We start from the raw sequence: 24273 nt of genomic DNA, 5'->3' as shown, positions 1-24273 counted from the left end.
AATTGCTTTTAAAAATTAGGCAGGCTTGCAAATTTTTTGTCGTCTTCCTCCCGAATCTTCCTGATTACTTTACAAGGGTTACCTCCTGCAAGAACATTGCTTGGAATATCACTCACAACCACACTTTCAGCAGCAATAATACTTCCAGCACCAATTGTCACGCCCGATACTATAGAGACATGTCCACCTATCCAAACATGATTCCCTATATGTATCGGCAATGCATATTCCAGTCCGGCATCCCTTTTTTTGATATCAAAGGCATGTCCTGCTGCATAAATTCCACAGTTTGGGCCTATCAGTACTTGATCTCCAAAGATTACTTCATTACCTGCAAGAATTGTAAGATTATAATTTGCAAAGAAATTTTCTCCCAATGAAACTCTTCCCCAAAAATCACAGTGAAACGGTTCTTCTATTCGGAAATGTTTTCCGGTTCTTTTCATTTCACGCCGTATAATTGCTTCCCGTTCCTCTGCCTGTGAAGGCCGAAGCTGATTGTATTCAAAACTTAACTCCTGGCTCCTTTCTCGTTCTTTCTGAAGGCGTTCTTCTTTAGCATAATACAGCATACCTGCAAGTGCTTTTTCTTCTTCAGTCATAAATACTGTCCTTCCTGGCTTTTTATATGATAGTTTCTTGTAATGCTTCCAATGTGCACCGCACCATATGCTGGCCTAATTCCATGCTTGCCTCTTTTGCGCTTTCTGCAAACCACTCTGTATTGTCTTTTGTCCGCACTAAATCAACATGGTTCGGATATAATGCATATAAAAGACTAGTTTCAAATTTTCCTGCATGATCAAAGCCTCCGCATTCATGCTGAGCATTTGCGCTGATTAATGGAATTACCTTTATGTAAGAGAATGGATCATCTCCCGACCCCAAATTCTTATAATAATTAGAATACTCATTACTTCCCCACCAGCCCCGGCCTCTGGTGTCCTCCATATATTCCATAATCAGTTTTTTTGCTGCTTTATGACATGCAATAGTCATCGGCATTAATCCAGCTTCCTCAGTTTGATGATGTGCAACACAGTATATATTTTTATTGCCTCCATACAGCATAGACCTTAAAATACAGTAAATATACTGCTCATATACATCTACATCTACTTGTATTGTTCCCGTCTCAGGCCCTCCCACTGCATAACTGGCTACTCCATACCAAATGGGCGGACACACAACAATTTCTTTTGTCTTTTCCAATTCACGCATTACTCCATTAATAACCATTGTATCACATCCACAACTTGCATGATGGGCATGATATTCTATCGTCCCAATAGGAATAATAAATGGCACTTTTCTTTTTTTAGCATCTTCTATCTCATCAAAAAACATATCCACCAATTGCATAACATACGCTCCTTTACTTAAAATTCCAGTTCATATAATTTTCCAATTTCAGGAGAAAGCACATCACACCCCTCCTGTGTTACTGCAATACCTTTCTCCCAACGAACCCCAAAATTTTCAGCAGAGATAAATGTATCAATCTGAAACGTCATATTAGTCTGTAATTTATAGTCAGAGTTTGTTTCGACCCACGGTGCCTCAACCTCAATCATTCCTGTCCCATGCAACGGTCCATAAACAAAGTTATCTTTATATCCGTTCTCTACATAATATTTATAAAAATTATCTGCGATTTCTGAAGCTGCAATGCCTGCCTTAACCTGTCTTTGTGTCCAGTTATGTGCCTCTAAGCCAAACATTACTGTTTCTCTTCTTTTCCCTTCCAATTTTCCGAGTACAATAGGATAACCGATTGCAGCTGAGTACCCATCTATCTTAGCCGACAGATTCAACTGAACGATGTCACCCTTTTGAAATCTTCTGTAAGAAGATCTGGAAATTGCATGTCTGGTAGATGCTTCTGAAAATACATACATAGGAAGTCCTTCATACTCAGCTCCATTTTCATATACAACCCTTTCTGCAACTCCTACCATCTGTAGTTCAGTCATGCCTGGCTGGATTTCTTTAATTACTTGCTGAGTTGCAAGTTCTGCAATTCTGTATCCCTCTTTTAGACAATTAAGCTCATGAATAGTTTTAATAGAGCGCAATTCTACCATAATGTGATCTGCACGTATAATTTCAGCCTCCGGAAATGCATCTTTAATTCCCTCCATAATTATGACCGATGTGTCCAGATAACTTGCCACCCCTATTTTTAGTTTCTTTCCCCTTATACCAAGTGCATTAAATACATCCTGATATGTATCTGCCTTTAATTCTGGGTAAGATGGGTCTGCCCCTTCCCGATATTCCTTTAATACAAAAATTTTATCTATCCTGGAACGGTCAGCCGCAAAGTGCCGGCTCTCTGGGCCTACCATCAGAGCCGCTTTTCCTGATGAGGAAATTGCGACTCCACACCGCTCAAACAATGGCCAAAATCCCGAAAAATATCTTGCGTTTGCATAGTCTGCTTCATTGGAATTAACAATCAGAACATCCATTCCTTCCCTTTTCAAAATCTCAGCTGCTCTTGCCACTCTTTCTTCATATTCATAATCCGGGATATAAACCTTACCTTTTTCTTCCATGCTATTTTCCTCCATTTTTGATATTTTGTTTTCTGTACCTTTTTTGTATACTCTAATTTTTTGTTCTACCGCTATTCACATGCGTAGCCCGGTGTTGTATAAAACGCCACTGTTCTTGGTTCTGCCCTGCCATACTGTGCAATAATCGGGACATCGCTTTCTAACATAATTGAATATTGCTGCCCAAAAACTGCCGTATGTTTTCCAAAGTCCATTGTTTCATTTGTACGCAGGCATCGTACACGTTGTGCATTTACTTTAACTTCTAAATCACAAAATGGTTCCTTATCCGTATAAAACAGAGTGATTTTTACATGTGCATCTTTCCTGCCTACATTAGTGATAATAACTGATTCATGTCCCGCAATAGTATTTACACCTTCAGGAGGCAACTCTGCATCCGGGAATATCCACACTTTATTACCATAATCCATACACTTCCCTCCTTTTCTATGTCAACCTCTAAAATAAAATATAGATTCCATATCATGAAAAAATTTACTGTCACAACCCATAGCATAGATATCAAAACACGGATGTGTATGCCTCCACCAACGTCGCGTTGCTAAATCAGCTTCCATCTGTTTCATATCTTTCTCATAATTTTCTCCAGTATATTCATAATACGAGAATACATACAAGCCAGCTCGAAAAATAGAATAATTTTTTATATTACAGTTTTCAATCATTTCTAAAACTTCCGGCCATACCTGTGTGTGTAAATGAACATATTCTTCTACTTTATTTGCTTTTAGTTTCCCAACTTGTCCAAAACGTTGCCGCACCATACTTACTCCTTTTTTGAAAAAGAATCTATCAGAACAACAACCACCAGAATAATACCTTTAACAACCCATTGCCAATATGTATTGATTCCCAGCAATACCATAATATTTGTAATCACTTGAAGGAACAGCGCTCCTACTACAATTCCAGCAACTCTTCCCCGTCCTCCCGTCAGAGAGGTACCTCCTAATACACAGATTGTCATAACATCAAACAATAATTGATCGCCAAGCGTTACATTTCCAGACTGCGTCCTTGATGTAAGTCCTAATGCTCCGATTGCAGAAAGAATACCACTCATCACAAATGCAAGAATAGAAATAAATTTAACATTCAATCCGGAAAGTTTTGCAGCCTCCTTATTGCCGCCTACTGCAAAAAAGCTACGCCCGGTTTCCGTCTGTGCAGTAAATAAATATAAGATTACTGCCACAATAATCATCAATATTACTGCCACTGGAATACCTGCAGCCTTCCCCAATGCCATTTTCCCAAAGGATTCGGGAAGCCCGGAAATAGGAAGTCCATCCGAATATATGTAGTTAATGCCTTTTAGCATATTCATAATGGTAAGCGTTGCAATAAAGGAAGGCATTTTGCCATATACTACAAGACATCCATTAATAACTCCAATTACTGCAGACAGCAAAACCACAATAATAAACGCTGCCCATATAGGAATATTATTATTTACAGACAACCCTGCAAAAAAGATGGAAACCATGCCAATGATTGAAGATATAGACATATCCATTTCTCCGGTTAAAATCACAAAAAACTCACCCATAGCAATGATTGCCACAAAAGAAGCTTGCCGCAAAACATTCATAATATTTGAAGCCGAACGAAAACTACTGTTTAAACAACATAGCGCAAAAAGCAATATAAACAAAAACACAATCATCCAGTCACTCAATAATGCTTTCACACCACCACTATATTTTTGAGATTTTTCTTTATAATCATTCATTTTACATTCACTCCTAACAAATTATTAACAATGATTTCCTGTGTCTTCCTCTCTCCTTCTACTTCATCTAAAATTGAACCTTCATACATTATATAAACACGGTTGCACAATCCAATCAGTTCTTCCATTTCAGGCGAAACAAGAATCACTGCCTTCTTTTGTTTTGTCAATTCGTGAATTAGATTATAAATCTCAAACTTTGCGCCAATATCAATTCCCCTTGTGGGTTCATCCAAAAGAAAAATTTCTGTATCCCGCAGCATCCATTTGGCAATTACTATTTTTTGTTGATTTCCTCCTGACAATTTCTTTACATTCTGCCAAAGAGAATGATAGGACAGATTCATCTTTTCATTTATTTCATATGCTACTTTCATCTCGGCTTTATGATCCTGAAAAACAGCAGCCTTTTTATAAAACTTCATGGACGGTAGAGTTGTATTATCTTTAATATCGAATTTCATAACAAGCCCAAGTGATCTTCTTTCATCGGGCACCAGTCCCATGCCAAGTTTAATAGCATGCTGCGGCGATTTTATTTTAACAGACTTTCCTCTTATCAGAATCTCACCACCGGTAATCTTATAATTTCCAAAAATAGCCTGTACCAGTTCTGTTTTGCCTGCTCCTAATAAACCTGCTATTCCCACAACCTCTCCCGCCCTAACTTTGAGGTTAATATTATGAAAAGCTTTTGATGATGTCAATTTTTTTACCTCTAAAATGACATCTCCCAGTTCCTTGTTAATTGAAGGGTATACATTTTCCAACTCCCTCCCAATAATCATCTTCACCAAACCATCATAATCAATATCTTTAACTTTGCCAGAATTAATATATTTCCCATCACAAAGTACAGTATAAGAATTACAGCAGGCAAACACCTCGTCCAAACGATGTGAAATATAAATAATCCCAATACCTTTTTCCTGTAATATAGAAATAATCCGGAAAATATTTTCAATATCTTTTTCCTGTAATACTGCTGTCAATTCATCAAAAATAATAATCTTTGGATTATCTAGCAGCGCTTTTGCAAGCTGCACAATCTGACGTTCTGCCGTGCGAAGATGTTTTACTGGAATATGCATTTTTACATCGCACTGTATATAATCCATCAGTTCCTGTGCCCTTTTGTCCAATGCCTCCCAGTCAATGTGCCCATGCTTCTTTTTATATCTGCCCACGAAAATATTTTCTGTCCCGGTCATATCGCCCATTAGAGTAAACTCTTGATGTACAATAGCAATCCCTCTCTTTTGAGACTCTCTAATATTATAAGAAGGTATCTTTATCTGTTCTCCTTTGACAAATAGTTCTCCTTGGGTCATTTGGTTTTCACCCGTAATACATTTGGAAAGTGTTGATTTTCCAGCGCCATTTTCACCCACCAAAGCATGGCATTCTCCCGGCATTAAAGTGAAATTAACATGATCTAAAGCTTTCACTCCCGGAAATTCCATCACACAATTTTTCATCTCTATCAAAGGAGTTCGCTCCCTCTCTTCTGTTTCCACCTTTCCACTCCTTCCTATAACCACAGCCATCCAAATGCTTCTACACCAGAACAGATAATTTCTTTATCCTCTGTTTCTGGATGGCGAACATTATGTATCAGTCGTTTTATTTCATGATAAGGATACATGCAGCTCCCTATCCCGGTTTCCCACACCGGGTTTATGTCAAAAAACATTTCTTTTATAATATTAAAATCTTGTTCATTGTAGTATAAGATTTCATCCAGCAGGCTTTCCTTTTTCCGTGGATCTGTTTCGTCCTCATAGGCCAGTGCTGCAAGTACCATATCATAGATCACAGCATTTCTTCGTTCTGCGTTCTCCAACTTATCAAAATGTGGCAGCCAACAATGCATCCGAGGATTGATACTAGCCTCTTTCTGCAGCATTTTAATTTTACTAAGTATATTTTCATGATTTTGCTTTGCTGCCAGAATCATCGGAATATCTCCTTTTGTCATTTTATTTTTCTGAAAGGGGAAGGGTGTCGTATAAAGAGGAACCTGGCTCTCATGTATCGTCACTATATTTTTCACTACATACAACACAGTTTCTCCCAAATTCCCAAAATTCTGTCGACATGCCCGGTGATAAAACTCTTCATTATCCATCATAGAGCCCCAGCCATAATTTCCATGTGCAAACAAATGCATGAACAATCCATACCATTCAAACATAAATCCATTGATTCCATGGACCTCCATTTGTACACTGCCCTTATGCTGACGAATATCTGTCTCAATCACTTGCTCATTTGGCTCCTCATCATAGCGGATTACATTACTCTTGAATGTCCGATATAGCCTTCCCATAGTTGATGTAATCGAATTAGATTCCGTATCTCTCGCCCATATTCTATCCTTTCCAAAAATCCTGCACCATTTCTCAAACTCTGCTTCTGGTACATACAGGCCTGGCGCCCAGAAAAGCATAATATCTTCAGGCATGGATTTCACACACTCTTCTAAAAAGTCCGCATCTTTTTCCAATGGCGGCTGTCTAAATGCCCGAATCCCAATTACGGCCTCCGCATTGATTTTTCTGACTTCATCATAGATTCGTTTTAAGAGCCACATGTTAGCCCGGTGTTTTGCTTCTCCCGGAGTCTTTGCACCTGCATGCCATCTTTTTTTGCATTCTTCACATTCACAAAACCAAAATCCTTCTTCACTTTCTTCCAGCGTATATCCGTCAAACCCAAGCTTTGCAATTTGGCGCATAGATTCTACAATGTATTCCACGTTCCCTGGATTACTTAGACACAGTGAATCAAAATCATTCATAAAGCTACTGTTTTTGGGCGGCTTCATTCTCGCCTCAGGATGCTTTATCGTAAAGGCCCCATTATATGAATTCAACCCTACATACGCAAATATTTTTACTCCAAACTTATGTGCCAGCTGAATGAACTTGTTAAGAAATGGCTCTTCCAAATTGGGATGAGTATACCTTACAGTCAGCCATCTTCTGTTTTCTGCATTCCAAATTCTGACTGGAATATCCCGGAACACAGTCTCTGGATAATTTTGCATTTCAAATGGCCAATATCCGTACATAACCAGATTAAGCTGGTTAATTTTATTATCCAGACAGATGTTCAAATACTGCTTCCATTCTTCAAAGCCCCAAAGCTGACTGTCAAATCCAACTCTTCCATATCCTGCATACCAGGCAAATGTCTGAGAAATTGCTCTTACCGGGATAGAGGGATAGTCTGTAATATGACAGCAGGGAAGGCTATATCTGCCATGCCTGTTTTCCAGCAGTTGTTTAATAGAGGTTATCGCATTAACTAATCCTACTCTTGATCCATACCGGACAGTCAGTTTTCTTTTTTTTATATCTAAGTCATATCCCTGTTCTGTAAAAAGCATTTGTTTCTCTACTTGAATTTCAGGCAGAGACGGGATTAGACTTATATTTAATGTATCTGCTGTATTACCACTATTAATTCCAATTTCCCTATAATTCCAAAAGCGTTCTTTTATTAATTCTACTAATTTTATATCTGTGCCCGACCCGTTTTCATCTTGTATGTAGATATTTAAAAACTCTTCTGTGCAATCTTCGTATTCCGTTACCATCTTAGGTTCCGGCAATAATTGAATCATAACGTTCTCCTCTTTATCCAAGCCATTTCCAGTTCTTCCAATCATAATTGTTAATATTATCCTCTGTGATAACTTCTGGCTCCGGCAGCTCATACTTTTCAGGAAGTTCTTCCTTATCAACCAAAACTTTAATCATGGCATCTGTAGCCTGATATCCAAGAACCACCGGATCTTGCAGAACTTCACCGAGCCATGCTTCATTTCCGTCTTGAATCCAGCCAAGAACATCAATATCTCCTGCAATGCCAACAAATTTGATTTCATTTCTTCCCTGGGCCATTGCTGCATTATATGCTCCGACAACTTCTGCATCATTGTGTCCGCATACGACATCTATTGTAGATTCCCTCTGAAGGATATTTTCCATTAACGTCTGTGCCGAATCACGGTTTCCTGCGGCTGTATCTCCTTCTTCAATAATCTTTGCATCCGGATATGAGGCTAATATGGTTTCTTTAAATCCTTCAAAACGGTCTGAAGACACTTGTCCGGACGTGGGTCTTGTAATAAACAGACATACTGGATTATCTTTCCCAAGACCATCTAGATATTTTATTGCTTCTTCACCTGCTTTTTGCCCCAGCGCTTTCATATCATGGCCAACAAAGGTAGACCATACAACATCATTGTCCGAAGCTGGATTCTGTGCATAGTCACCTACCACAACTGGAATACCACTATCCACACATTCCTTCATTGTAGGAATTGCGGAGGATGCATCTGCAGGAAAAAGAATAATCCCATTACAGCCCGCCGCCTGCATATTATCCAAATTTGTCAACATAGTCTGAACATCTGATCTGGAATCCTCAAAATCAAATTCCACATCCACTCCTTTGGATTTTGCATTTTCATCCTGCCATTGATTGCATCCATCTACCACCCCCTGATACCATGTATAAGCCGTCAATTCCATAATAGATACACCAATCTTTAATTTCTCTTCTCCTCCTTCATTTGCGCTGTTGACAGTACCTTTCGTTTCTTTAACCGGGCTTCCACATCCAATTAGGCTTAAAAAAACTACCCCTGTTAACAATGTTGCAAGAATCCTTCTCTTTTTCATGTTCATTCCTCCTCTTTAAAATATTGGTATTTCTTATGGATTCTGACTTTATTTTAGCTTTCGTTAAATTCATAGTCAATAATTTAAATTAAATATTGTTCTATTTTAATTTAAACGTTTTACCTAATTTACATATACTTCTACATATGTTATATTAAAAAAACAATACAATTAATGAGAGGCGGACTTATATGTCTACAATAAAGGATGTTGCAAAATTAGCCGGGGTTTCCATTGCTACGGTTTCCAACTATCTAAACCAGACTAAACCTGTAAGTAAAGAACTTTCAAAAAAAATTCAGTATGCTGTTAGTGAACTCCATTATTCTCAGAATCAGAATGCGAAAACTTTAAAGACAAAACTTGGCACAGATATAGGAATCGTGCTCCCCAGTTTGAACGACTCATATTATGTACAGCTTTTTCAGGGAATTAAGACCTTTTTTCAAAATACAGACTACTATATGAACCTCGCATTTTCCGAAGATATCCCGGAATTTGAGGACAATATTGTCCATAACTTGTTAAAAAAGCAGATTTGTGGACTTATCCTTGTTTCCTGTCAACCAGATAATTGGAAGTTTTATTATGACAACTTTACTTCACAAGATATACCTCTTGTTCTGATCGACAGAAACATCCACAGTCTGGACACAAATTTTGTATCTTTTGATAATCGTGTTTTGCTTCGAGATATGGTAGACAGCCTCTTGGAGAATGGATACCACGATATTTATTTGATGTCCGGACCTCGTAAATTTGTTTGCGAAGCAGACTGCATTCGCGGGTTTTGTGATTCATATAAAAATCATGGACTTGATCCCTCAGACAAATTTCTCATAAAAACAGATATGAGCAAGGAAGATGCTTTCCGCAAAACAACAAAGCTCATACGAGCTTTAATGCCAGATGCGATTGTAACCACTTCCGAGTCACTTGCTGCGGGAATTATTGAAGGGATTACTATTTTAGGGTATACCATAGAAAACATTCCTGTCTTTACTTTGGGGGAAGAGCACTGGAACCTTCATACACACTCTTTTGCTTCTTCGTCTGCAGTGCGCCCTGCAATGAAGTTAGGACAGCTTGCTTCGAAACTTTTAATGGAGCAACTGCAATCCCCTCTTACCAAAGAAACAGAAAGAATTATTTTAAGCGGCCGCAGACTGAGCTCTATACCTAACCGTTCACCAGCCAACAGTAAAGCTCACTTTTTAGAGAAGAAAAGTTTACCCTCACAATCTATCCGTGTACTCATGCTGGATACTCCACAGGTACATTCTATATTAGGTCTGCTGCGCAACTTTAAAAACCGCACTGGAATTACTGCCGATGTCACAATTTTACCCCATCACCGGCTGTATGAAACAATCTTGGAAAAACATCAGTCTGACAAGGAAACCCCTTACGATGTTATTATGTATGACATTCCCTGGATGCCCTCACTGGCAGCTGAACATATACTTGAGGATATTACCGATGAAATGAACTCCTTAGATACGGGTATTTTTTTACAAAATAGCCTTAAGTATTATAGTGTTTTTAATGGACGTTATTATGGTATTCCGTTTATGTATGCACCCCAAATTTTTTATTACCGCAAGGATTTATTCGAAGATTCAGTATTAAAGGGAGAATATGAGCGAGAAAATAATATTTCCCTCCGCCCTCCTGTAACACTCAAGGAGTTTAACACCATTGCTGACTTCTTTACAAATAAAACTTCCGCAATTAAATATGGTATGTCAATACCTACTGCGTACAGCGAGTGCCTAACCCCAGAAATTTATATGCGTCTGCGCTCTTTCGGTGGAAGTCTTTTTGACTCCTCCGGACAGGTATGCCTTGATTCTGAACAGTCGCTAAAGGCATATATTAATTTTATCCGTTCCATCCAAAGTGCGAAGCCAGATTATCGAATAGCCACCGATACCAGTGCTGTTCAGGATTTTTTGTCTGGTGAAACAGCTATGCTGATTTCTTATCCCTCCTTCCTCACAGATGTAACAGATTTGAGAAAAAGCAGCATGATTGGCTCCATCGGTTATCATTTGATTCCGGGGCACTCACCGCTCTTAGGCGGTTGGAGTCTTGGAATCAGCAGTCATTCTAAGCATAAAGACACTGCCTTTCAGTTTTTGAAATGGACCTGTGATGAACAAGTTGCTAATTATTTTACCTTGTTGGGAGGACAGCCCGCAATCAATAGTGTTTACACAAATGATGAATTAACTGAACTTTACCCATGGCTTCCACTTTATCATTCCATTTATAAATATACTAAACCAACGATTCCGCCAAAATTATCAAATAATAGAGTAGTGCCGCAATATGAAATTGATGAGATTGTCTGCAAATGGATTTATAAACTTTTAGAAACAAAATTAGAAGTTCAGGAAGCGCTCTTAAATACGCATCAAGAATTGTCACAACTAGTTGAGAAATATCTTCAAAAATAGATGTGTTAACTGCCCTGGCTCGTCAACATCCCAGGGCAGCTTTTAGTTTCACTGATTTATCACTTGGATGTTTGTAAGCAACTCTGTTAAATAATCATCAATATACTAGAGAGGCTTTCTTTATTAAATGCCAAATAATACTTACACTTATCATCCACACTGTATTTAGCCGTATACACCTCTAATGCATCAATAAAATAGGAACTGTAGGTAATTCCCCGACAGCCCCCCTCTTTTCTGCAAAACTATTCTAAAATATGCTTATTATAATGAATGGTATCAATTCTATACACATCCGTTCCAATACATTCAAATAAATCCGGATTAAACACTGCTAAATTGTACCCCTCACTATACATTACGCTTTTATATTCTATTCCTGCATATTCCGGCAATCCATCATGAACAATACTTTTTACAAAATCTGCGATATACTGAGTCGGAAGATAGTCTAAAGCACTATCGCTTCTTCTCATAACCTTGCCCATCTCATCATTTATCTTATTTAGGTGCGCTTTATTAATTGCACACTCCAAACAGTCTAACCCTTCAATAAATGGACTTATTTGATTAATTTTCTTTAAATCAACCACAATAATATCCTTTTTCAATTCAAACTTTCCTACCGTCACATAATCATACGCTCCTGCCCGGGTTTCGTAAATTGTTGTTTCAGCAATATTACCCAAATATAAGCATCTAATTCCTCTTGCATTAGCTCTTCCGTCTGTTGTTTTTTGAACAGGTGGTGCCCCCATTTCTTTACCAATGATTCCATCCTCAGATGAAATTCTGCAACGATAAAAGGCGGTTCCCGCCTTATATGGCTTACGGACATATGAGCAAAATCTTTCCAAAAGATTCACATCTATATAACGTGTATGAAAGCGATTCTTCGTTTTTAATACATTCACAAAATCATCCCAAGAATTTGTAGTCAAAAGGGAGTGCTTCATTAAATAGCTCTCATCATACAATTCTTGAATGCCCACGGGCTGATCGAATAATTCTGCATTATATTCATATTTCTCTTTGCATATTGCAATAATAATATTATATACATCAGACTCACTTCTTTTATTAAAAATATTCCAGCTATTTATCAATTCACTTTTTAACAAACTCGTTTCTGATTTAGGATATGATGCTGGTAACTGTGAAACGGGCGTATAAATGCTCAGCAAGTCATCAAACAATATACTCAAGTCTTTATATTTTGCAGTATCATATATATGTACGTTTTTACTATGACACAGTGGACATTCACCTATTTTCGCTTTACTTCGAATAACAGAGATAACTTCTGTATCGCAAAAACATCTTTCACAAAATACCATACACTACTCCCTATCAAAATATTTTCCTATCAATTCTAGATGATGCATAATGGACAATTTCTTTACTGGTCCAAGGCCTGGATAAGCTTCCCGACGGTATAAATCTTCAAATGCTTTCATTGCCAGCGTGTCAAGCTTTTTCTCCTCATTCCATTCGATGAGTTTTGCCAATGCCTCTTGAAATTTTCCGGCAGGATCGCTGATATCATCATTAGAATCTGATACAAAATGCTTTACCCGTAAACTTTCATCCGTATCAAAATAGACAATGTGTATTGCGACTGCATATGGTGCAAACCCTGTATCGTTATATTCCTCCCCTACCACAGAGTAGTCGGCAAACCCAACATATCCATCTTCTTTATAATATAAATGGTCTTCCGAAAAAGGCTCATCATTCACATCAATATAATCATTATTTCTATTTTGTTTATTAAACCTATCCGCAAAAATAACTCTATTCTTTCTTATTTTTCTTCTAAATCCGCCTTCATCTGGAATTAGATTATATTTGGTATCCAATTCCGCAAAGCAAGCCTCATAAACAGGTATAGCATCTTTATCAGTACAAATCGTCCCCATATTATCCCCATGACTTTCAATAAATTTTATAGGGTAAACTTTTGCCCTAAGCAAGTTCATATAAAGAATATAAGGATTTCCTTTTAAGCGTTCCGATAAACTTATTTGAAGTTTTTCATTTTTCTCTTCTTTTGCATCACTGCTGAAACTTCCAACCCTTGGATTTGTAATAAGTGCTAATGGTCTTTTGTTTTCACCATACGCATCAATGGTTTTAATTAATGTTGATGATAATTTTACCGGTTCAATAATAGGAATAATTCTATCACTCAACACATTCTTTTCCACCAATTCGCGGAGCGCAATCAACTCAAATTGCCGCCCTCTCAAATAAGGAAAATACATACTAAACACCTCCATACTGACAATTTAAAAAAGCTTCCAGTTCCTGATATTCCTTTTTGCTCAATTCCATAAAATACGACAAAAACTTCAGTTCATATGGGACTTTTGCAAACTCCTCTTTTTCTATCTGCATTCTTTTTTTTAATTGTTTCAGAACAGATAAATATGATTCTTCTATTGGCATATGCAGAAACATTTTTTTACATACTGCATAATATTTAAATTGAGTAACTTTAGGTAAACAACCATAATGTTGAAAAATTATTTCTTCATATTCACTTTTTCTTAGCAATTTAAAAATAGTCTCTTTATCTAAATCCTTTATATATTTTTCTGGTTTTCTAATTGTTTTTAATTGACTATTTCTCCTCAAGACATATATCCCAACTGGTTTGTCAAGATTATATAATATTTTTTTGAGTTGTTGCAAGTTCTTTTCATAGGTGACCACTACTACATGATCAAATACCTTGTAATAATCGTCAATTTGGGAACTTAATCTTTCAAGATTATCTAATTCCGTCTTTATCTCATATACTATGGCCTTACCATTTATTAAAACAAAATCTGCTTTTGATTTGGCTATTGATACTTCTGTTAATGCTGTAGTAGTATTAACACTATGTACCCCTAAAAGCAACTTATTGAGTAGAGTATTTTTATAAAAATATTCATTGCGATAATTTCTCTTTAACTCACAATAAATTTCACTTATCAATTCTTTATTATTCTTTTTTTCAGGTTCGATGGTATAACGTCTTACCACTGCTGAATATGTATTATCAGTTTTTCCCTCTATAAAATGGCGAAGCATATTACGTGTAAATATTCGATTTAAATTACTCTTTTTATTTGTTTCCATTCACTTCGCCTCCTTCCATTATAAAAATCATCCACATTTCATTTTTATTATTCTATCACAGTTATTCGTAAAATCACAGTTACATTTCATAATATAATTTTATTATGTCGCATTACTCTCAATAAATATACAAATAGATTATCTTTTCATAGCTTAATTTCTTTTATATTCCCATGATCACAAGTGCTATAGCAAAAGATACAAAGCAGGTACCGCTGCCCGCAAGCAAATCCGTCGGCAAGTGCCTTTTTAATTTTAACGAGGCCCAAAAACTCATCCCGCCAATAAAAATGCAGAAGGCGGCCATCTTCCAGCTCACAAAATAAGCTAGAAATATGAGAGGTCCGGTGATGCTGCAGGCATGCCCGCTTGCTCTTTTCTTGATTACCTTGTTTAAAAAAGCAAGAAGGATAACGGATAAGAGATAAGTATTAAAAATCAATTGAAGCTCTAAGCTTACATGGGCTGCCAGACCGTATACCGCAGCAATCAAGTAACCCACTGTAGAGCAGATAAATGCAAGCTTTCTCTGGCCTGGGCGTCCCTTTTCTCTCCAGCCTGGAAGGATCTTTTGTAACGGGTATGCCAGAACCGGGCAAATGCCAAGCCATACCAGTGACACCCATAAATCTCTTACACCGTGAAAAATCACCGTACATTTTTCATACAAAATCACCAGCATCACTGTGACCAGAACTGGCGGAACGGTAACTGCACGGATACACTTAGCCACTTTTTCTTGATTATTCATTTCTTATATCCCCCCAGAAAAACAAGGCGACCGTTCCCGGGCCAGTATGGCTGCCGATTGTCGTTCCTACATGATTTATCTCCACATGCCCTCTTAAATGTGGGAATCTGGCTTCCACTAACGATGCCACTTTACTTGCGTCTTCATAAGAGTCTGCCTGCGATATATAACATTTCTCTGCATACCCGAGTCCTCCCACGGCATGCTGTTCCATACAGTCGACAATAGCATTTTATGACCCCGGACAGACCGGAAGACAGGCACACATGCAGGATGTCTTTTCCTTCTTTCAGAAAGCCTTCAAAATAGTACTCGAACTCCTCTGCATTTACCTGTGAAGTTTTTGTCTCTGCCCCATTCTTCAGGGCTTCATAAAACTCTGAAAATGACACCGACTGTCCCAGGTCGTCGGTATATTCCTTTCCATCTAATTCATAATGAAAACATATATATGCAATACTATTTTTTTCAAAATGCCCTGCTGTTAAATCTGCTGTCGAACAGCAGCTGATAACATAATCTGAATCCATAAATAACCTCCCTCTTGCCTGTTCTCTTTTATTTAGTTATAATATTCATGTTACAAATTGTAACATTTGATGTTTTCTGATTCAATATGCCAATGGACAACTGTTACAAAAGGGGGCTTTTTGTTTATGAAAAATACAAAAAACACAGCCAACCAGATTGCCAAGGAATGTCTGGTCACTGCGCTTATACAATTATTAAAAGAGAAAAACTTGTCAGAAATCACCATTTCTGAACTAACCAATAAGGCCGGCGTATCCAGAATGACTTACTATAGAAACTATACAACAAAAGAGGATATCTTCACACGCCATCTGCAGGATATTTTTGCAGCCTACCGCCAGGAATTTTATGAGCAGGACTGCCACACTGAATTCTTCGATATGCCAAATATGCTCCACTGCTTTCAATATTTTTCTATACATAAAGAATTTTTAAACACTCTGTTCGCCGGAGGCATGGGACAACTGTTTTTGACTGAACTGTCTGATTACATCTTGTCGATGTGGTACCATGACTCCGACTCTATAGAACGATACTATACCTTGCAGGCCTTCGCAGGATCCTTATACAATGTTTATCTATCCTGTTTCGCAGATAGTTCCTCCCCCTCGGGGGAGGAACTGGCTAAGATTATTTATAAAATATACAGTTAAGAGGGGTCATAGGAGAACTGGGTCTGCTGATGCTTTGTTCTGCCGGGGCAAGGCGCAGGGGCTTGGCCAGCAGGCACTAATTATTATCGTTTTTCTTTAGAAATTCTTCTTTCAATTCTTCTGCCAGATATTCATCGCTTCGGCAATGCATATCCGAAATTCCTTCGCTCATGTCTTTGTATGTTACAGAATGATAGAAAAAATCTAATGCTTCCCTAATATTAATTCCAACACATTTTGCAAAATCATCTATCACTCGGGCATACTTTTTCTGCAATAAAATCGGATTGGCTTCCATTAGATTTCCTCGCTTTCCTTATAATGAAGATATTCATCGATTAATTTCTGGTTTCGAATACACATCTGAAGATTTGGTTTTTCATATCGTAACCTTTTAATTGCTTCTGTTTTCTCAATTAAACCTTCAAAATATAATTCTATTGTATTAAAAACCTTATCATTTGCTACACCACCAATGACGATATTGTAACTACTCGTATTCTGCAATCTGCGGCTCGTGGTAATAAAGTCAAGCCATTCTTCTGTATATCCAGTGAATTCAAGCACACTATAATTCGCTTTACATTCCTCAATATCCAATTCATATATAGAAATAACACCTTTTCCCTGATGCCTTCGAAATCTTGCTGCCCATTTAGCGGCCTGTTCCTTAATAGATGTTATATAAAACCCCTTTCCAAAATCCACATTGTCTCTAGAATGGTAAATGTCTGGTCTTGAAACCTCTATGGAAGAACCATGATAAACAATCATTTCAGTACCCCGCATTCTTTCATATAGTCAATAATATCGCTCACAATATACTCTTTGTCCTGTGTATGAAGCACTTCATAATTCGGAATAATATACTCATCCAAAATGTCATTATCCTTAGTAAGCAATCTGTAAACTTCATCACCGGATATTCCTAATTTTACTGCCACATTTTCAATACAAAACACAGAAAATTCTACTTGATTCTTGCTTATATCTTCCCGACTTTGTTCTGCGACTGTGGATGGACTATTGGCAATCTGTTCATAAAACTGTGTTACTGCATCAATCCCACGTGAATTATTTTTCGTTGCCATGCTTATCATCTCCTAATCTATTCCTGCAGGTACGTATAAATCCCGTTTTGTATCACAAATGCTGCAAACTTTATGAAAATTCTGCATCATTCTCCTTTTCAACAACCTTGCTATTATTTTCAAACATACATCTACGTACCTATCATTCGACTTTGAAGTCAACGTATTTCGAGCGCCACGTTTTTGACAATATAAATATATTGATACCAGGGTCAAAAGGTCATGCGTTTCATGCTTGCATGAAAAAGCATGACTTTGGGACCCGTAAAACATGAGAAAGAAGCCCGAGTAGAGCGGATTTCGAATGTTTTTAGGATTGCGGGAGCACAAAGTGCGGAGCAATCCGTAGGTATCAGGGGGCAAAATACCTTTTGACCCCTACATCATATATTAACATAAAACTTTAATAAAATGTAAAACTTTTCCTTTGCAATCTTCTACATCTTTTAACATTACCGCCGCAGGCGCTGCATGATTCCGTTTAAATATGTTGTAATAGTAATTAAAGACAATGATCTTCTGGTACAGTAATTTACGCTTCCAACTCCTGAATAATCAATTTATTCATATCATCATATGAATTCCAAGCTTCTTTCTTGCTGACAACCCCGGTACGCCCACAAAGATATCTGATGATATTCATAATCTCCTCCGCGTGCCTGCCTGTTCTTTGATATATCCATTCATCTGTCACAGACATAATCTCATGAGCTGCTTTATTTCTTACTTTTTCTTCTACGTCATGCAAAGCGGACACAGAATCTTTTAGCTTATCTTCGGTACATAGATTTTTAATAATTATGCAAATGTGTGCCGAATAAACATTTCCATATCTAAAAGGCCTTGGGTAATATCCTTGTTCTAATGTTTCCAAAACATCCGTTCCCATAAGCTTACTCTTACTCCACATTATCTTATCATTCTTAGTGTCAATATAGATATAATCCCTGAGTTTTACGTTACAGTACTTCTCCATTATTGTAACCATTAAATCCAGGCTGATCGGTGTAATTGCTCTGAGGAAATCTGCATATTCCCTTTTATATAATTTCATCTGTATTCCGAGAGCATACTCAAACACTTTTTGTTTTTTTCTCTCTTTCACAGGATAAATGTCATATGAATATTCTTCTAGAAGTGAATTGACTTTACTCCTGTTCAATTTCATTCGCTCTGAGGCAATCTCCAACAGCGCGTGTGCATTTTCCGATATCCCATCTTCCATATCGTTTGTGCATGGTAAGATATTTTTACAGCCACACGGTAGGGAGTTTTTTCACTGCACGGTAAGCAGATTTTTCACTGTACAGTAAGCACTTCTTTACATCATATAGTAAGCACTTTTTTACATTAGCTTCAGTCTACATTAAATTAAAAGGAGGCATTCCCCTACGGAAACAGATACTTCCCTCCCGGAATTTTCTTACACACTACAACTATCCCCGCACTTATGACATACACCCCGGCAGCCCCGAACACCATCCACCATCGTGAATCTCCATTCACATGTCCATTCAGCACCAGAAAGTCTATTATCATGATATGTATCAGATAAACCCCAAAGCTTGCCTGGGACAGTTTTGCTGCCGCCAGACCAATCTTCTCATTCTCAGATATCTTAAAGTGTCTATGCTTCGCCAATAGAAATACTGCACACGCCATAAATAGTGTGGGAAAGGCCATATAATCCCAGAAGATATTATTCAGCTCGCCTGCCTTCAATGAAAGCAAAATAGTACCTGCAAACATAATCACGGCTCCGGCCGCACCTGCGCCGTAAATGATACACCTCACTTTTTTGCTAAAGCTTTCATTTTTAAGAATCCATCCAAGAAGCACATACATCATATAGCCGCCTACAACTGGAGGATTTAAATCTGCAGAGTAGGAAATGCCGAACAGCCCCGGAAGAAGAGGCAGAAAGGAATATGCCACAATACCCATACCTGTCAGGTAATACAGTTGTTTCTTATATTTTTCCTCTGCAAAAATGGTCAGCACAGGAATGCTCAGGTAAATTGCAAGTAATGGATAGAAAAACCAGAATATTCCTTCGATTCCGTTGTTGAGATACAGACTTAACAGCTCTCTTCCACCGGAAAATTTAATCCAGCCCAGCTTACATTTCCAAATGAGATAAATGGTGCTCCACACGAAAAACGGAATAAAAACCCTTGAAAACCGCCGCCGAAAATAAACTTTTGTTGAGTATTTTTCCCGGTAATCCATCAGATTGGCTCCGGTCAGCATAAAAAAGACAGGAACTGCCCAGTGAGCGATCACCTGTATTATCAGGCTTGTTATCCAATATTTGTCCAGCCGAAACGTAAATGCATCGCCGCTGCAGTGAAGCCACACTACACCATAACACGCTGCAATATTTAATAAATCAAAATAAAATACTCTATTTTTCACCGGCAATTTCCACCCCTCTGGCAATCTCTTTTCATCCCTATTTATATATTGTAATCTTCGTCTTTTCTTTATTAACGCACTCCACTTCAAGTGAATCCAGCCGGTACTTATCCTTCTCCAGAGTAATCTCATACTCCATTTCCCCTGGATCTTCCTCATCCTTTTTCTTTTGAAGATCAAAGACTTCCCCGGCACTTGTCAGCCATACATATCCTATCTCTTCAGGCAGTCCCTTTACAGTAACCGTAACCAGTTTCTCCCCCTCTGCCGCTTCCATCGAAATCTCAGACATCCCCCTCTCTTCCACAGGAAGAGCGCCGAAAGACTCCGGCACCGGGTTTAAATCCAACTCTGTCATTTTGGCATAATCAAAATAGGTATTGGAAATCACATACTGTGCCGCCTCAAACACGGCATAATCCGGTTTAAATATGTTGTAATAGTAATCAAAGTCAATGACATTCTGATAATCGTGTACTGCGATATATTCACCCAGGCTGTTTTCCATAAACTTATAGCCCATCGCATTCATATAGCTTCCCTGAAAAACCAGTGTCCTGGGAGAGCCTTCTTTCAGCCGCTCCTCATTTGCCACATATTCAAAGTATCCGTAGTTCTCATCCCGCCTTACTTCGGCATCATATTCCTCTGTTTTGTCAACCAATTGGGCATGATTATAGAAAATAGGCTCATACTCATGGATAGGAAATTTGGACACCGGAAGTGTAGTATTCAGTTTCTGCTGAATATCAAATTCATTTTTTTCATTCACATGTACCCCGGGGTAATCTTTTTTCATAGTTTCCAGCATGTGGTTCACGCCGTAAAATGCCCCCAGATCATTCCAGTGGCCTGCATTATACTGTTTGTTGAACACTGCCTCCCCTGCATCCAGTTTTGCCTGCAGAACATCAAAATTATCAATATAATGGACGCCCCGTTCATCAAGAGCCTGTTCGAACTGTGCCACCCAGTCGTCATTATAGTTGATACCCGCCCCCAATTTGCCGGTGAGGAGAGCTGCTTTCTCCGGCTCAAACACAAACAGAAAAGGGACATTTCTCTCTGTGCAGTAATCTTGTATCTGCTTTACCATATCGGCAAAGACAATATGGTAACTCTCAAAAGAAATGTTCATGCCCATCTTTGAAAATATATATCCGTCCCTTCCATACATGTAGGTCGGATGTACCATTTCGTGAAAAAGGCTGTCATTCAAAACCGTATATCCATATATCATGTCATCCCTGAATCCGATTCTGTCTTCCAAATAACTCTCAATCCCTTCCGTCAGATCAAACTCTCCATTCTCCGGCTCGTAAGCAGGGCTAAAAGGGTTATTGGTCAGGGTACGGTTATCAATCTCAGACACCACATTTTCCTTCCGGTTTAGTGTAATTATCGGCAGAAGCAGGAGAAGGAAAAAGCAGATACTCATACATATTCTCAGTTTCTTCATGGTTCGCCTTCTCCTTTAGTATTGAAAATAAATAAATGGGCTGTAGGTTGAATTTATCATAAACATCACTGCCAGAATCATTAGCCCAAATAAAATGGCTTCCTGTACTACAAACAGCAGCTTCGATTCATTCACTTTCGTGTAAATATCGTGAAAACATTTCTTGTGAAAAACAGTAGCCCCTAAAACACCAATCACCGACAGTATAATCATTTTCGGCGTAAAATAATAAGCAAAGGAAAAATTGACTGAAGAAAATTTCGTAATGCCAAACATGATCTTCAAAACCTCTGCCCCCTCCGACAGAGGTGTAAGTCTGAATATTTCCCAGCTTATAAGGACAACAAACATCGTAACCGCCCACTTCACGGCATAAGGTATGCGGAGATAAAATTTCTTGTCACGGATGCAGCGCTCTGTGACCATACAAACTCCATTTATAGCACCCCAGAGAATATAGTTCCAGCCTGCCCCATGCCAGATCCCTGTCACCAGAAATACAATGAAAAGGTTCACCAGAGTTCTTATTTTCCCCTTTCTGTTGCCGCCCAGCGGAATATAGATGTATTCCCGGAACCAGGCTCCCAGCGAAATGTGCCATCTCCGCCAGAATTCAGTAATAGAGGCTGATACATAAGGGAAATGGAAATTTTCCTTAAACCGGAAGCCGAACAGCTCCGCAAGCCCCAGTGCAATATCCGAATATCCCGCAAAATCATAATAAATCTGTAGCATATACAAAAGCGCGCACCACCACGCTGTGGGAATATCCATGCCGCCTGCAAGCTTTTGCTGTATATCCGCAACCATCGCGCCAAAGCTGTCCGCAAGAAGCACTTTCTTGGCATACCCGACCATAATCCGGTTCAGTCCATACATAAACCGTGCATCGTTGACAGCCCAAGCCTTAGTTCGGGCCTTTATCTGGGGCTGAAAATCTTTCCACAGAACAATCGGGCCGGATACTGCTTTTGGGAAAAAGGAGATATAGAGCGCCACATCCAGCAGACTCCCCGCCGTGCTGTCTCCGCGGTAAATGTCCGCCACATAGGAAATCGCAGAAAACGTGATAAAAGAAATTCCCAGCGGCACAAGCAGATAAAACAGATTGAAGTCCGTCTGTAAAATATCGTTCAGCGACTGCAGCGTGAAGTCAATATATTTGTAAAAATACAAGATACCGACCAAAATCAGAACCGCAATCCCAACTGCAATTTTGAACTTATCCACACTGCCGGCTGCTTTCTCAATGGTTTTCCCCATTACGTACACAAGAAATATATAAACACACAAATACAGGATACCATCCAGCCCCACCCAGCCATAAAAAACCAGGCTGACAAGTACCAGAAAAATATCCCCAATCCGCAGGTTCATCTTCCCCATTTTCTTCTGTATGCCCCAGAGCACAAGATACCCGCCCACGCAAAGCGGAAAAAATAGAAATAAAAAAGTAAAATTAGTAAAAGGCATGTCCTATCCTGCACTTTCTTCTTCACTATCGTAGTATATCAGATTCATTAAAATATGTCTGGAAAAATGCCCTAATTTATGAAATCATTGTAACAGTTCAGCATTTATGTTTTTGACTTTTATATCTTAGGCATTTAATACATAACACATCTCATGCCACTCTTCCCCGCCCCAGTTTGAATCAGCAATTCCCATATCACGAAATCCCATTTTCTTATACATTTTGACTTTTGATTGCAGACAAGTCAAAATAACTATCTTGCGGTCATTGTCCCATTCTTTTCGCAAATATTGGAACATAATTTCTTTTGCCAAGCCCTGCTTTCTGTATTCTGGCAAGACATCCAGTCCAAGCAGCATAACATTCTTCCCATCTGGCTTATGCAGTTCTGCATCCTCAAAGAATGCATCCCGAAAAGAATATTCATTCGTTGCCAGTCCATTTAAAAAGCCAGCAATCTTTCCCGTCTCCTTGTCCACCGCCACCATAAACAACTCTGGTGCTGCTGCCGCCCGTTCTTTCATATGAAGTACAGAGCAGGCTTCATTTGGCGGGAAGCAAATCTGCTCTATCTGAGCCACCTCATCTGCTTCTTCGGGGCGGACTTCACGAAATTCAAATCTTTCGTTAATGTCTTTATCTGCAAAACCATACTCTTCTATCAGTTTCATTGCCCGATTTCTGCCCGCTTCACTGAGATACACAAGCTTACTCTTGCTCGGCTGATAAAGCATATTATCAGCTTCTAATTTATCAAGTGTATCAAAGTCATAGCCCTTCCAGCTTAATTCCATGTATCTGCAAAAATCGTTGTTTTCCTGCTGCCTTGTCAGGTACATCAGCATTAGCGTTAGGTCTTCGATTGCTTGTTCTTGCGTCTTTTTTTCTTTTCCATTTATATACTTCTTCTGTGGTTTTGGAATAAATTGTAATTTTAAATGCATTCCCATCCCACTTGCCAGCCTTTTAATCATATCAAGGCTTGGATTTCGGGTTCTATTTTCAATCCTGCTAATGTCTGCTTGAGTAATGCCCGTTCTCTCTGATAATTCCTTTTGTGTAAGGTTCTGCTTCTTTCTGGTATCTATCAGTGCCTGTATAATGTCAAATTCAGGTTCCATCGCATTGTACTCTGCTTCAACCTGCGGGTCTTCTAACAGCTGCTCTTTAAACTTATCATAACCGGTCATAAGCGCTCCCCCTTTCATAATTGTTATTCACCATTTTACATGCCCCTAATCTTTTCCTTTTCAAGCAAATTAAAAGAAGGTACTGAGTAAATTATTCTGATGCATTATGCGTCAGA

25 protein-coding genes and 2 pseudogenes are annotated in these 24273 nt (G+C 38.5%); 2 read left to right on the top strand and 25 right to left on the bottom strand.

Annotated elements, in window-relative coordinates:
* Positions 1–8: 8 nt before the first annotated feature.
* The 9 genes from EDD59_RS15570 to EDD59_RS15530 all read right to left on the bottom strand — a co-directional run bounded on the left by EDD59_RS15570 (position 9) and on the right by EDD59_RS15530 (position 9008).
* The gene (locus tag EDD59_RS15570; RefSeq protein ID WP_132383547.1) at positions 9–602 is read right to left on the bottom strand and encodes a sugar O-acetyltransferase; all 594 of its coding nucleotides are present in this window, start codon (positions 600–602) and stop codon (positions 9–11) included.
* Positions 603–624: 22 nt separating this feature from the next.
* Positions 625–1362, bottom strand: a complete 738-nt coding sequence (locus EDD59_RS15565) for a creatininase family protein (RefSeq protein WP_132383545.1) — start codon at positions 1360–1362, stop codon at positions 625–627.
* Between the two features lie 17 nt (positions 1363–1379).
* Positions 1380–2558 (bottom strand): M24 family metallopeptidase, encoded by a 1179-nt coding sequence (locus tag EDD59_RS15560; RefSeq protein ID WP_165920967.1) that lies wholly within the window; start codon positions 2556–2558, stop codon positions 1380–1382.
* Between the two features lie 71 nt (positions 2559–2629).
* The gene (locus EDD59_RS15555) at positions 2630–2992 is read right to left on the bottom strand and encodes a sensory rhodopsin transducer (RefSeq protein ID WP_132383541.1); all 363 of its coding nucleotides are present in this window, start codon (positions 2990–2992) and stop codon (positions 2630–2632) included.
* 21 nt (positions 2993–3013) lie between these two features.
* On the bottom strand, positions 3014–3346 hold the full coding sequence (locus EDD59_RS15550; RefSeq protein WP_132383539.1) for an L-rhamnose mutarotase: 333 nt from the start codon (positions 3344–3346) through the stop codon (positions 3014–3016).
* Positions 3347–3348: 2 nt separating this feature from the next.
* Positions 3349–4314 (bottom strand): ABC transporter permease, encoded by a 966-nt coding sequence (locus tag EDD59_RS15545; protein WP_132383537.1) that lies wholly within the window; start codon positions 4312–4314, stop codon positions 3349–3351.
* Positions 4311–5831: a sugar ABC transporter ATP-binding protein gene (locus EDD59_RS15540; protein ID WP_165920966.1), complete on the bottom strand. Its 1521-nt coding sequence runs from the start codon at positions 5829–5831 to the stop codon at positions 4311–4313. The genes EDD59_RS15545 and EDD59_RS15540 overlap by 4 nt, the downstream gene beginning before the upstream one ends.
* A gap of 14 nt (positions 5832–5845) precedes the next feature.
* On the bottom strand, positions 5846–7942 hold the full coding sequence (locus EDD59_RS15535) for a glycoside hydrolase family 20 zincin-like fold domain-containing protein (protein WP_165920965.1): 2097 nt from the start codon (positions 7940–7942) through the stop codon (positions 5846–5848).
* A 13-nt stretch (positions 7943–7955) separates the two neighbouring features.
* A complete protein-coding gene (locus EDD59_RS15530; RefSeq protein WP_165920964.1) occupies positions 7956–9008 on the bottom strand; it encodes a sugar ABC transporter substrate-binding protein in 1053 nt (350 codons plus the stop codon).
* A gap of 191 nt (positions 9009–9199) precedes the next feature.
* Here EDD59_RS15530 and EDD59_RS15525 point away from each other — a divergent pair, with 191 nt between their 5' ends.
* Positions 9200–11467, top strand: coding sequence for an extracellular solute-binding protein (locus tag EDD59_RS15525; protein WP_132383529.1), 2268 nt, complete (start codon positions 9200–9202; stop codon positions 11465–11467).
* 245 nt (positions 11468–11712) lie between these two features.
* Here EDD59_RS15525 and EDD59_RS15520 read toward each other — a convergent pair whose 3' ends face one another.
* The 6 genes from EDD59_RS15520 to EDD59_RS15500 all read right to left on the bottom strand — a co-directional run bounded on the left by EDD59_RS15520 (position 11713) and on the right by EDD59_RS15500 (position 15874).
* Positions 11713–12804, bottom strand: coding sequence for an RES family NAD+ phosphorylase (locus EDD59_RS15520; RefSeq protein WP_132383527.1), 1092 nt, complete (start codon positions 12802–12804; stop codon positions 11713–11715).
* Positions 12805–12807: 3 nt separating this feature from the next.
* A complete protein-coding gene (locus EDD59_RS15515) occupies positions 12808–13731 on the bottom strand; it encodes a sce7725 family protein (protein ID WP_132383525.1) in 924 nt (307 codons plus the stop codon).
* Between the two features lies 1 nt (position 13732).
* Complete coding sequence (locus EDD59_RS15510; protein WP_132383523.1) at positions 13733–14593, bottom strand: sce7726 family protein; 861 nt, start codon at positions 14591–14593, stop codon at positions 13733–13735.
* Positions 14594–14756: 163 nt separating this feature from the next.
* On the bottom strand, positions 14757–15344 hold the full coding sequence (locus EDD59_RS15505; RefSeq protein ID WP_132383521.1) for a hypothetical protein: 588 nt from the start codon (positions 15342–15344) through the stop codon (positions 14757–14759).
* A complete protein-coding gene (locus tag EDD59_RS18690; RefSeq protein ID WP_330572187.1) occupies positions 15337–15474 on the bottom strand; it encodes a hypothetical protein in 138 nt (45 codons plus the stop codon). Before EDD59_RS18690 ends, EDD59_RS15505 begins: the two co-directional genes overlap by 8 nt.
* Before the next feature lie 13 nt (positions 15475–15487).
* Positions 15488–15874: a DegV family protein gene (locus tag EDD59_RS15500; protein ID WP_330572186.1), complete on the bottom strand. Its 387-nt coding sequence runs from the start codon at positions 15872–15874 to the stop codon at positions 15488–15490.
* A gap of 126 nt (positions 15875–16000) precedes the next feature.
* Between EDD59_RS15500 and EDD59_RS15495 the strand changes: the two genes are divergently transcribed.
* The gene (locus EDD59_RS15495; protein ID WP_165920963.1) at positions 16001–16528 is read left to right on the top strand and encodes a TetR/AcrR family transcriptional regulator; all 528 of its coding nucleotides are present in this window, start codon (positions 16001–16003) and stop codon (positions 16526–16528) included.
* A 76-nt stretch (positions 16529–16604) separates the two neighbouring features.
* Here the strand turns inward: EDD59_RS15495 and EDD59_RS15490 are convergent, their stop codons facing one another.
* From EDD59_RS15490 to EDD59_RS18680, 10 genes and pseudogenes are all read right to left on the bottom strand, one after another.
* A complete protein-coding gene (locus EDD59_RS15490; protein WP_132383517.1) occupies positions 16605–16826 on the bottom strand; it encodes a DUF3791 domain-containing protein in 222 nt (73 codons plus the stop codon).
* Positions 16826–17302, bottom strand: coding sequence for a DUF3990 domain-containing protein (locus EDD59_RS15485; protein ID WP_132383515.1), 477 nt, complete (start codon positions 17300–17302; stop codon positions 16826–16828). The genes EDD59_RS15490 and EDD59_RS15485 overlap by 1 nt, the downstream gene beginning before the upstream one ends.
* Positions 17299–17619, bottom strand: a complete 321-nt coding sequence (locus tag EDD59_RS15480) for a DUF3791 domain-containing protein (protein WP_132383513.1) — start codon at positions 17617–17619, stop codon at positions 17299–17301. The genes EDD59_RS15485 and EDD59_RS15480 overlap by 4 nt, the downstream gene beginning before the upstream one ends.
* A gap of 532 nt (positions 17620–18151) precedes the next feature.
* On the bottom strand, positions 18152–18844 hold the full coding sequence (csm6, locus tag EDD59_RS15475) for a type III-A CRISPR-associated CARF protein Csm6 (RefSeq protein ID WP_132383511.1): 693 nt from the start codon (positions 18842–18844) through the stop codon (positions 18152–18154).
* 164 nt (positions 18845–19008) lie between these two features.
* Positions 19009–20034, bottom strand: coding sequence for an acyltransferase (locus EDD59_RS15470; RefSeq protein WP_165920962.1), 1026 nt, complete (start codon positions 20032–20034; stop codon positions 19009–19011).
* Positions 20035–20071: 37 nt separating this feature from the next.
* The gene (locus EDD59_RS17865) at positions 20072–21493 is read right to left on the bottom strand and encodes an alginate O-acetyltransferase AlgX-related protein (RefSeq protein WP_165920961.1); all 1422 of its coding nucleotides are present in this window, start codon (positions 21491–21493) and stop codon (positions 20072–20074) included.
* A 15-nt stretch (positions 21494–21508) separates the two neighbouring features.
* Positions 21509–22966 carry an MBOAT family O-acyltransferase gene (locus EDD59_RS15465; RefSeq protein ID WP_132383507.1) on the bottom strand — a complete coding sequence of 486 codons (1458 nt, stop codon included), beginning with the start codon at positions 22964–22966 and terminating at the stop codon, positions 21509–21511.
* Between the two features lie 126 nt (positions 22967–23092).
* Entirely contained in the window at positions 23093–23638 is a 546-nt protein-coding gene (locus EDD59_RS18685; RefSeq protein ID WP_243117456.1) for a GNAT family N-acetyltransferase, read from the bottom strand.
* A pseudogene (locus EDD59_RS18730) lies at positions 23627–23827 on the bottom strand (DUF6429 family protein); the annotation flags it as partial. The pseudogene EDD59_RS18730 and the gene EDD59_RS18685, both read right to left, overlap by 12 nt.
* 45 nt (positions 23828–23872) lie before the next feature.
* Positions 23873–24157, bottom strand: a pseudogene (locus tag EDD59_RS18680) (helix-turn-helix domain-containing protein); the annotation flags it as partial.
* Positions 24158–24273: the final 116 nt, after the last annotated feature.

This window comes from Muricomes intestini (assembly GCF_004346165.1).
GTDB lineage: Bacteria > Bacillota > Clostridia > Lachnospirales > Lachnospiraceae > Muricomes > Muricomes intestini.
This window is presented reverse-complemented; position numbering and strand designations above follow the sequence as displayed.

Excerpts from the sequence above, each read along its gene's own strand:
- EDD59_RS15570 (WP_132383547.1), bottom strand. The coding sequence starts at position 602 with ATGACTGAAGAAGAAAAAGCACTTGCAGGTATGCTGTATTATGCTAAA.
- EDD59_RS15565 (WP_132383545.1), bottom strand. The coding sequence starts at position 1,362 with ATGCAATTGGTGGATATGTTTTTTGATGAGATAGAAGATGCTAAAAAA.
- EDD59_RS15560 (WP_165920967.1), bottom strand. The coding sequence starts at position 2,558 with ATGGAAGAAAAAGGTAAGGTTTATATCCCGGATTATGAATATGAAGAA.
- EDD59_RS15555 (WP_132383541.1), bottom strand. The coding sequence starts at position 2,992 with ATGGATTATGGTAATAAAGTGTGGATATTCCCGGATGCAGAGTTGCCT.
- EDD59_RS15550 (WP_132383539.1), bottom strand. The coding sequence starts at position 3,346 with ATGGTGCGGCAACGTTTTGGACAAGTTGGGAAACTAAAAGCAAATAAA.
- EDD59_RS15545 (WP_132383537.1), bottom strand. The coding sequence starts at position 4,314 with ATGAATGATTATAAAGAAAAATCTCAAAAATATAGTGGTGGTGTGAAA.
- EDD59_RS15535 (WP_165920965.1), bottom strand. The coding sequence starts at position 7,942 with ATGATTCAATTATTGCCGGAACCTAAGATGGTAACGGAATACGAAGAT.
- EDD59_RS15530 (WP_165920964.1), bottom strand. The coding sequence starts at position 9,008 with ATGAAAAAGAGAAGGATTCTTGCAACATTGTTAACAGGGGTAGTTTTT.
- EDD59_RS15525 (WP_132383529.1), top strand. The coding sequence starts at position 9,200 with ATGTCTACAATAAAGGATGTTGCAAAATTAGCCGGGGTTTCCATTGCT.
- EDD59_RS15520 (WP_132383527.1), bottom strand. The coding sequence starts at position 12,804 with ATGGTATTTTGTGAAAGATGTTTTTGCGATACAGAAGTTATCTCTGTT.
- EDD59_RS15515 (WP_132383525.1), bottom strand. The coding sequence starts at position 13,731 with ATGTATTTTCCTTATTTGAGAGGGCGGCAATTTGAGTTGATTGCGCTC.
- EDD59_RS15510 (WP_132383523.1), bottom strand. The coding sequence starts at position 14,593 with ATGGAAACAAATAAAAAGAGTAATTTAAATCGAATATTTACACGTAAT.
- EDD59_RS15505 (WP_132383521.1), bottom strand. The coding sequence starts at position 15,344 with ATGAATAATCAAGAAAAAGTGGCTAAGTGTATCCGTGCAGTTACCGTT.
- EDD59_RS15500 (WP_330572186.1), bottom strand. The coding sequence starts at position 15,874 with ATGGATTCAGATTATGTTATCAGCTGCTGTTCGACAGCAGATTTAACA.
- EDD59_RS15495 (WP_165920963.1), top strand. The coding sequence starts at position 16,001 with ATGAAAAATACAAAAAACACAGCCAACCAGATTGCCAAGGAATGTCTG.
- EDD59_RS15490 (WP_132383517.1), bottom strand. The coding sequence starts at position 16,826 with ATGGAAGCCAATCCGATTTTATTGCAGAAAAAGTATGCCCGAGTGATA.
- EDD59_RS15485 (WP_132383515.1), bottom strand. The coding sequence starts at position 17,302 with ATGATTGTTTATCATGGTTCTTCCATAGAGGTTTCAAGACCAGACATT.
- EDD59_RS15480 (WP_132383513.1), bottom strand. The coding sequence starts at position 17,619 with ATGGCAACGAAAAATAATTCACGTGGGATTGATGCAGTAACACAGTTT.
- csm6 (WP_132383511.1), bottom strand. The coding sequence starts at position 18,844 with ATGGAAGATGGGATATCGGAAAATGCACACGCGCTGTTGGAGATTGCC.
- EDD59_RS17865 (WP_165920961.1), bottom strand. The coding sequence starts at position 21,493 with ATGAAGAAACTGAGAATATGTATGAGTATCTGCTTTTTCCTTCTCCTG.
- EDD59_RS15465 (WP_132383507.1), bottom strand. The coding sequence starts at position 22,966 with ATGCCTTTTACTAATTTTACTTTTTTATTTCTATTTTTTCCGCTTTGC.
- EDD59_RS18685 (WP_243117456.1), bottom strand. The coding sequence starts at position 23,638 with ATGAAACTGATAGAAGAGTATGGTTTTGCAGATAAAGACATTAACGAA.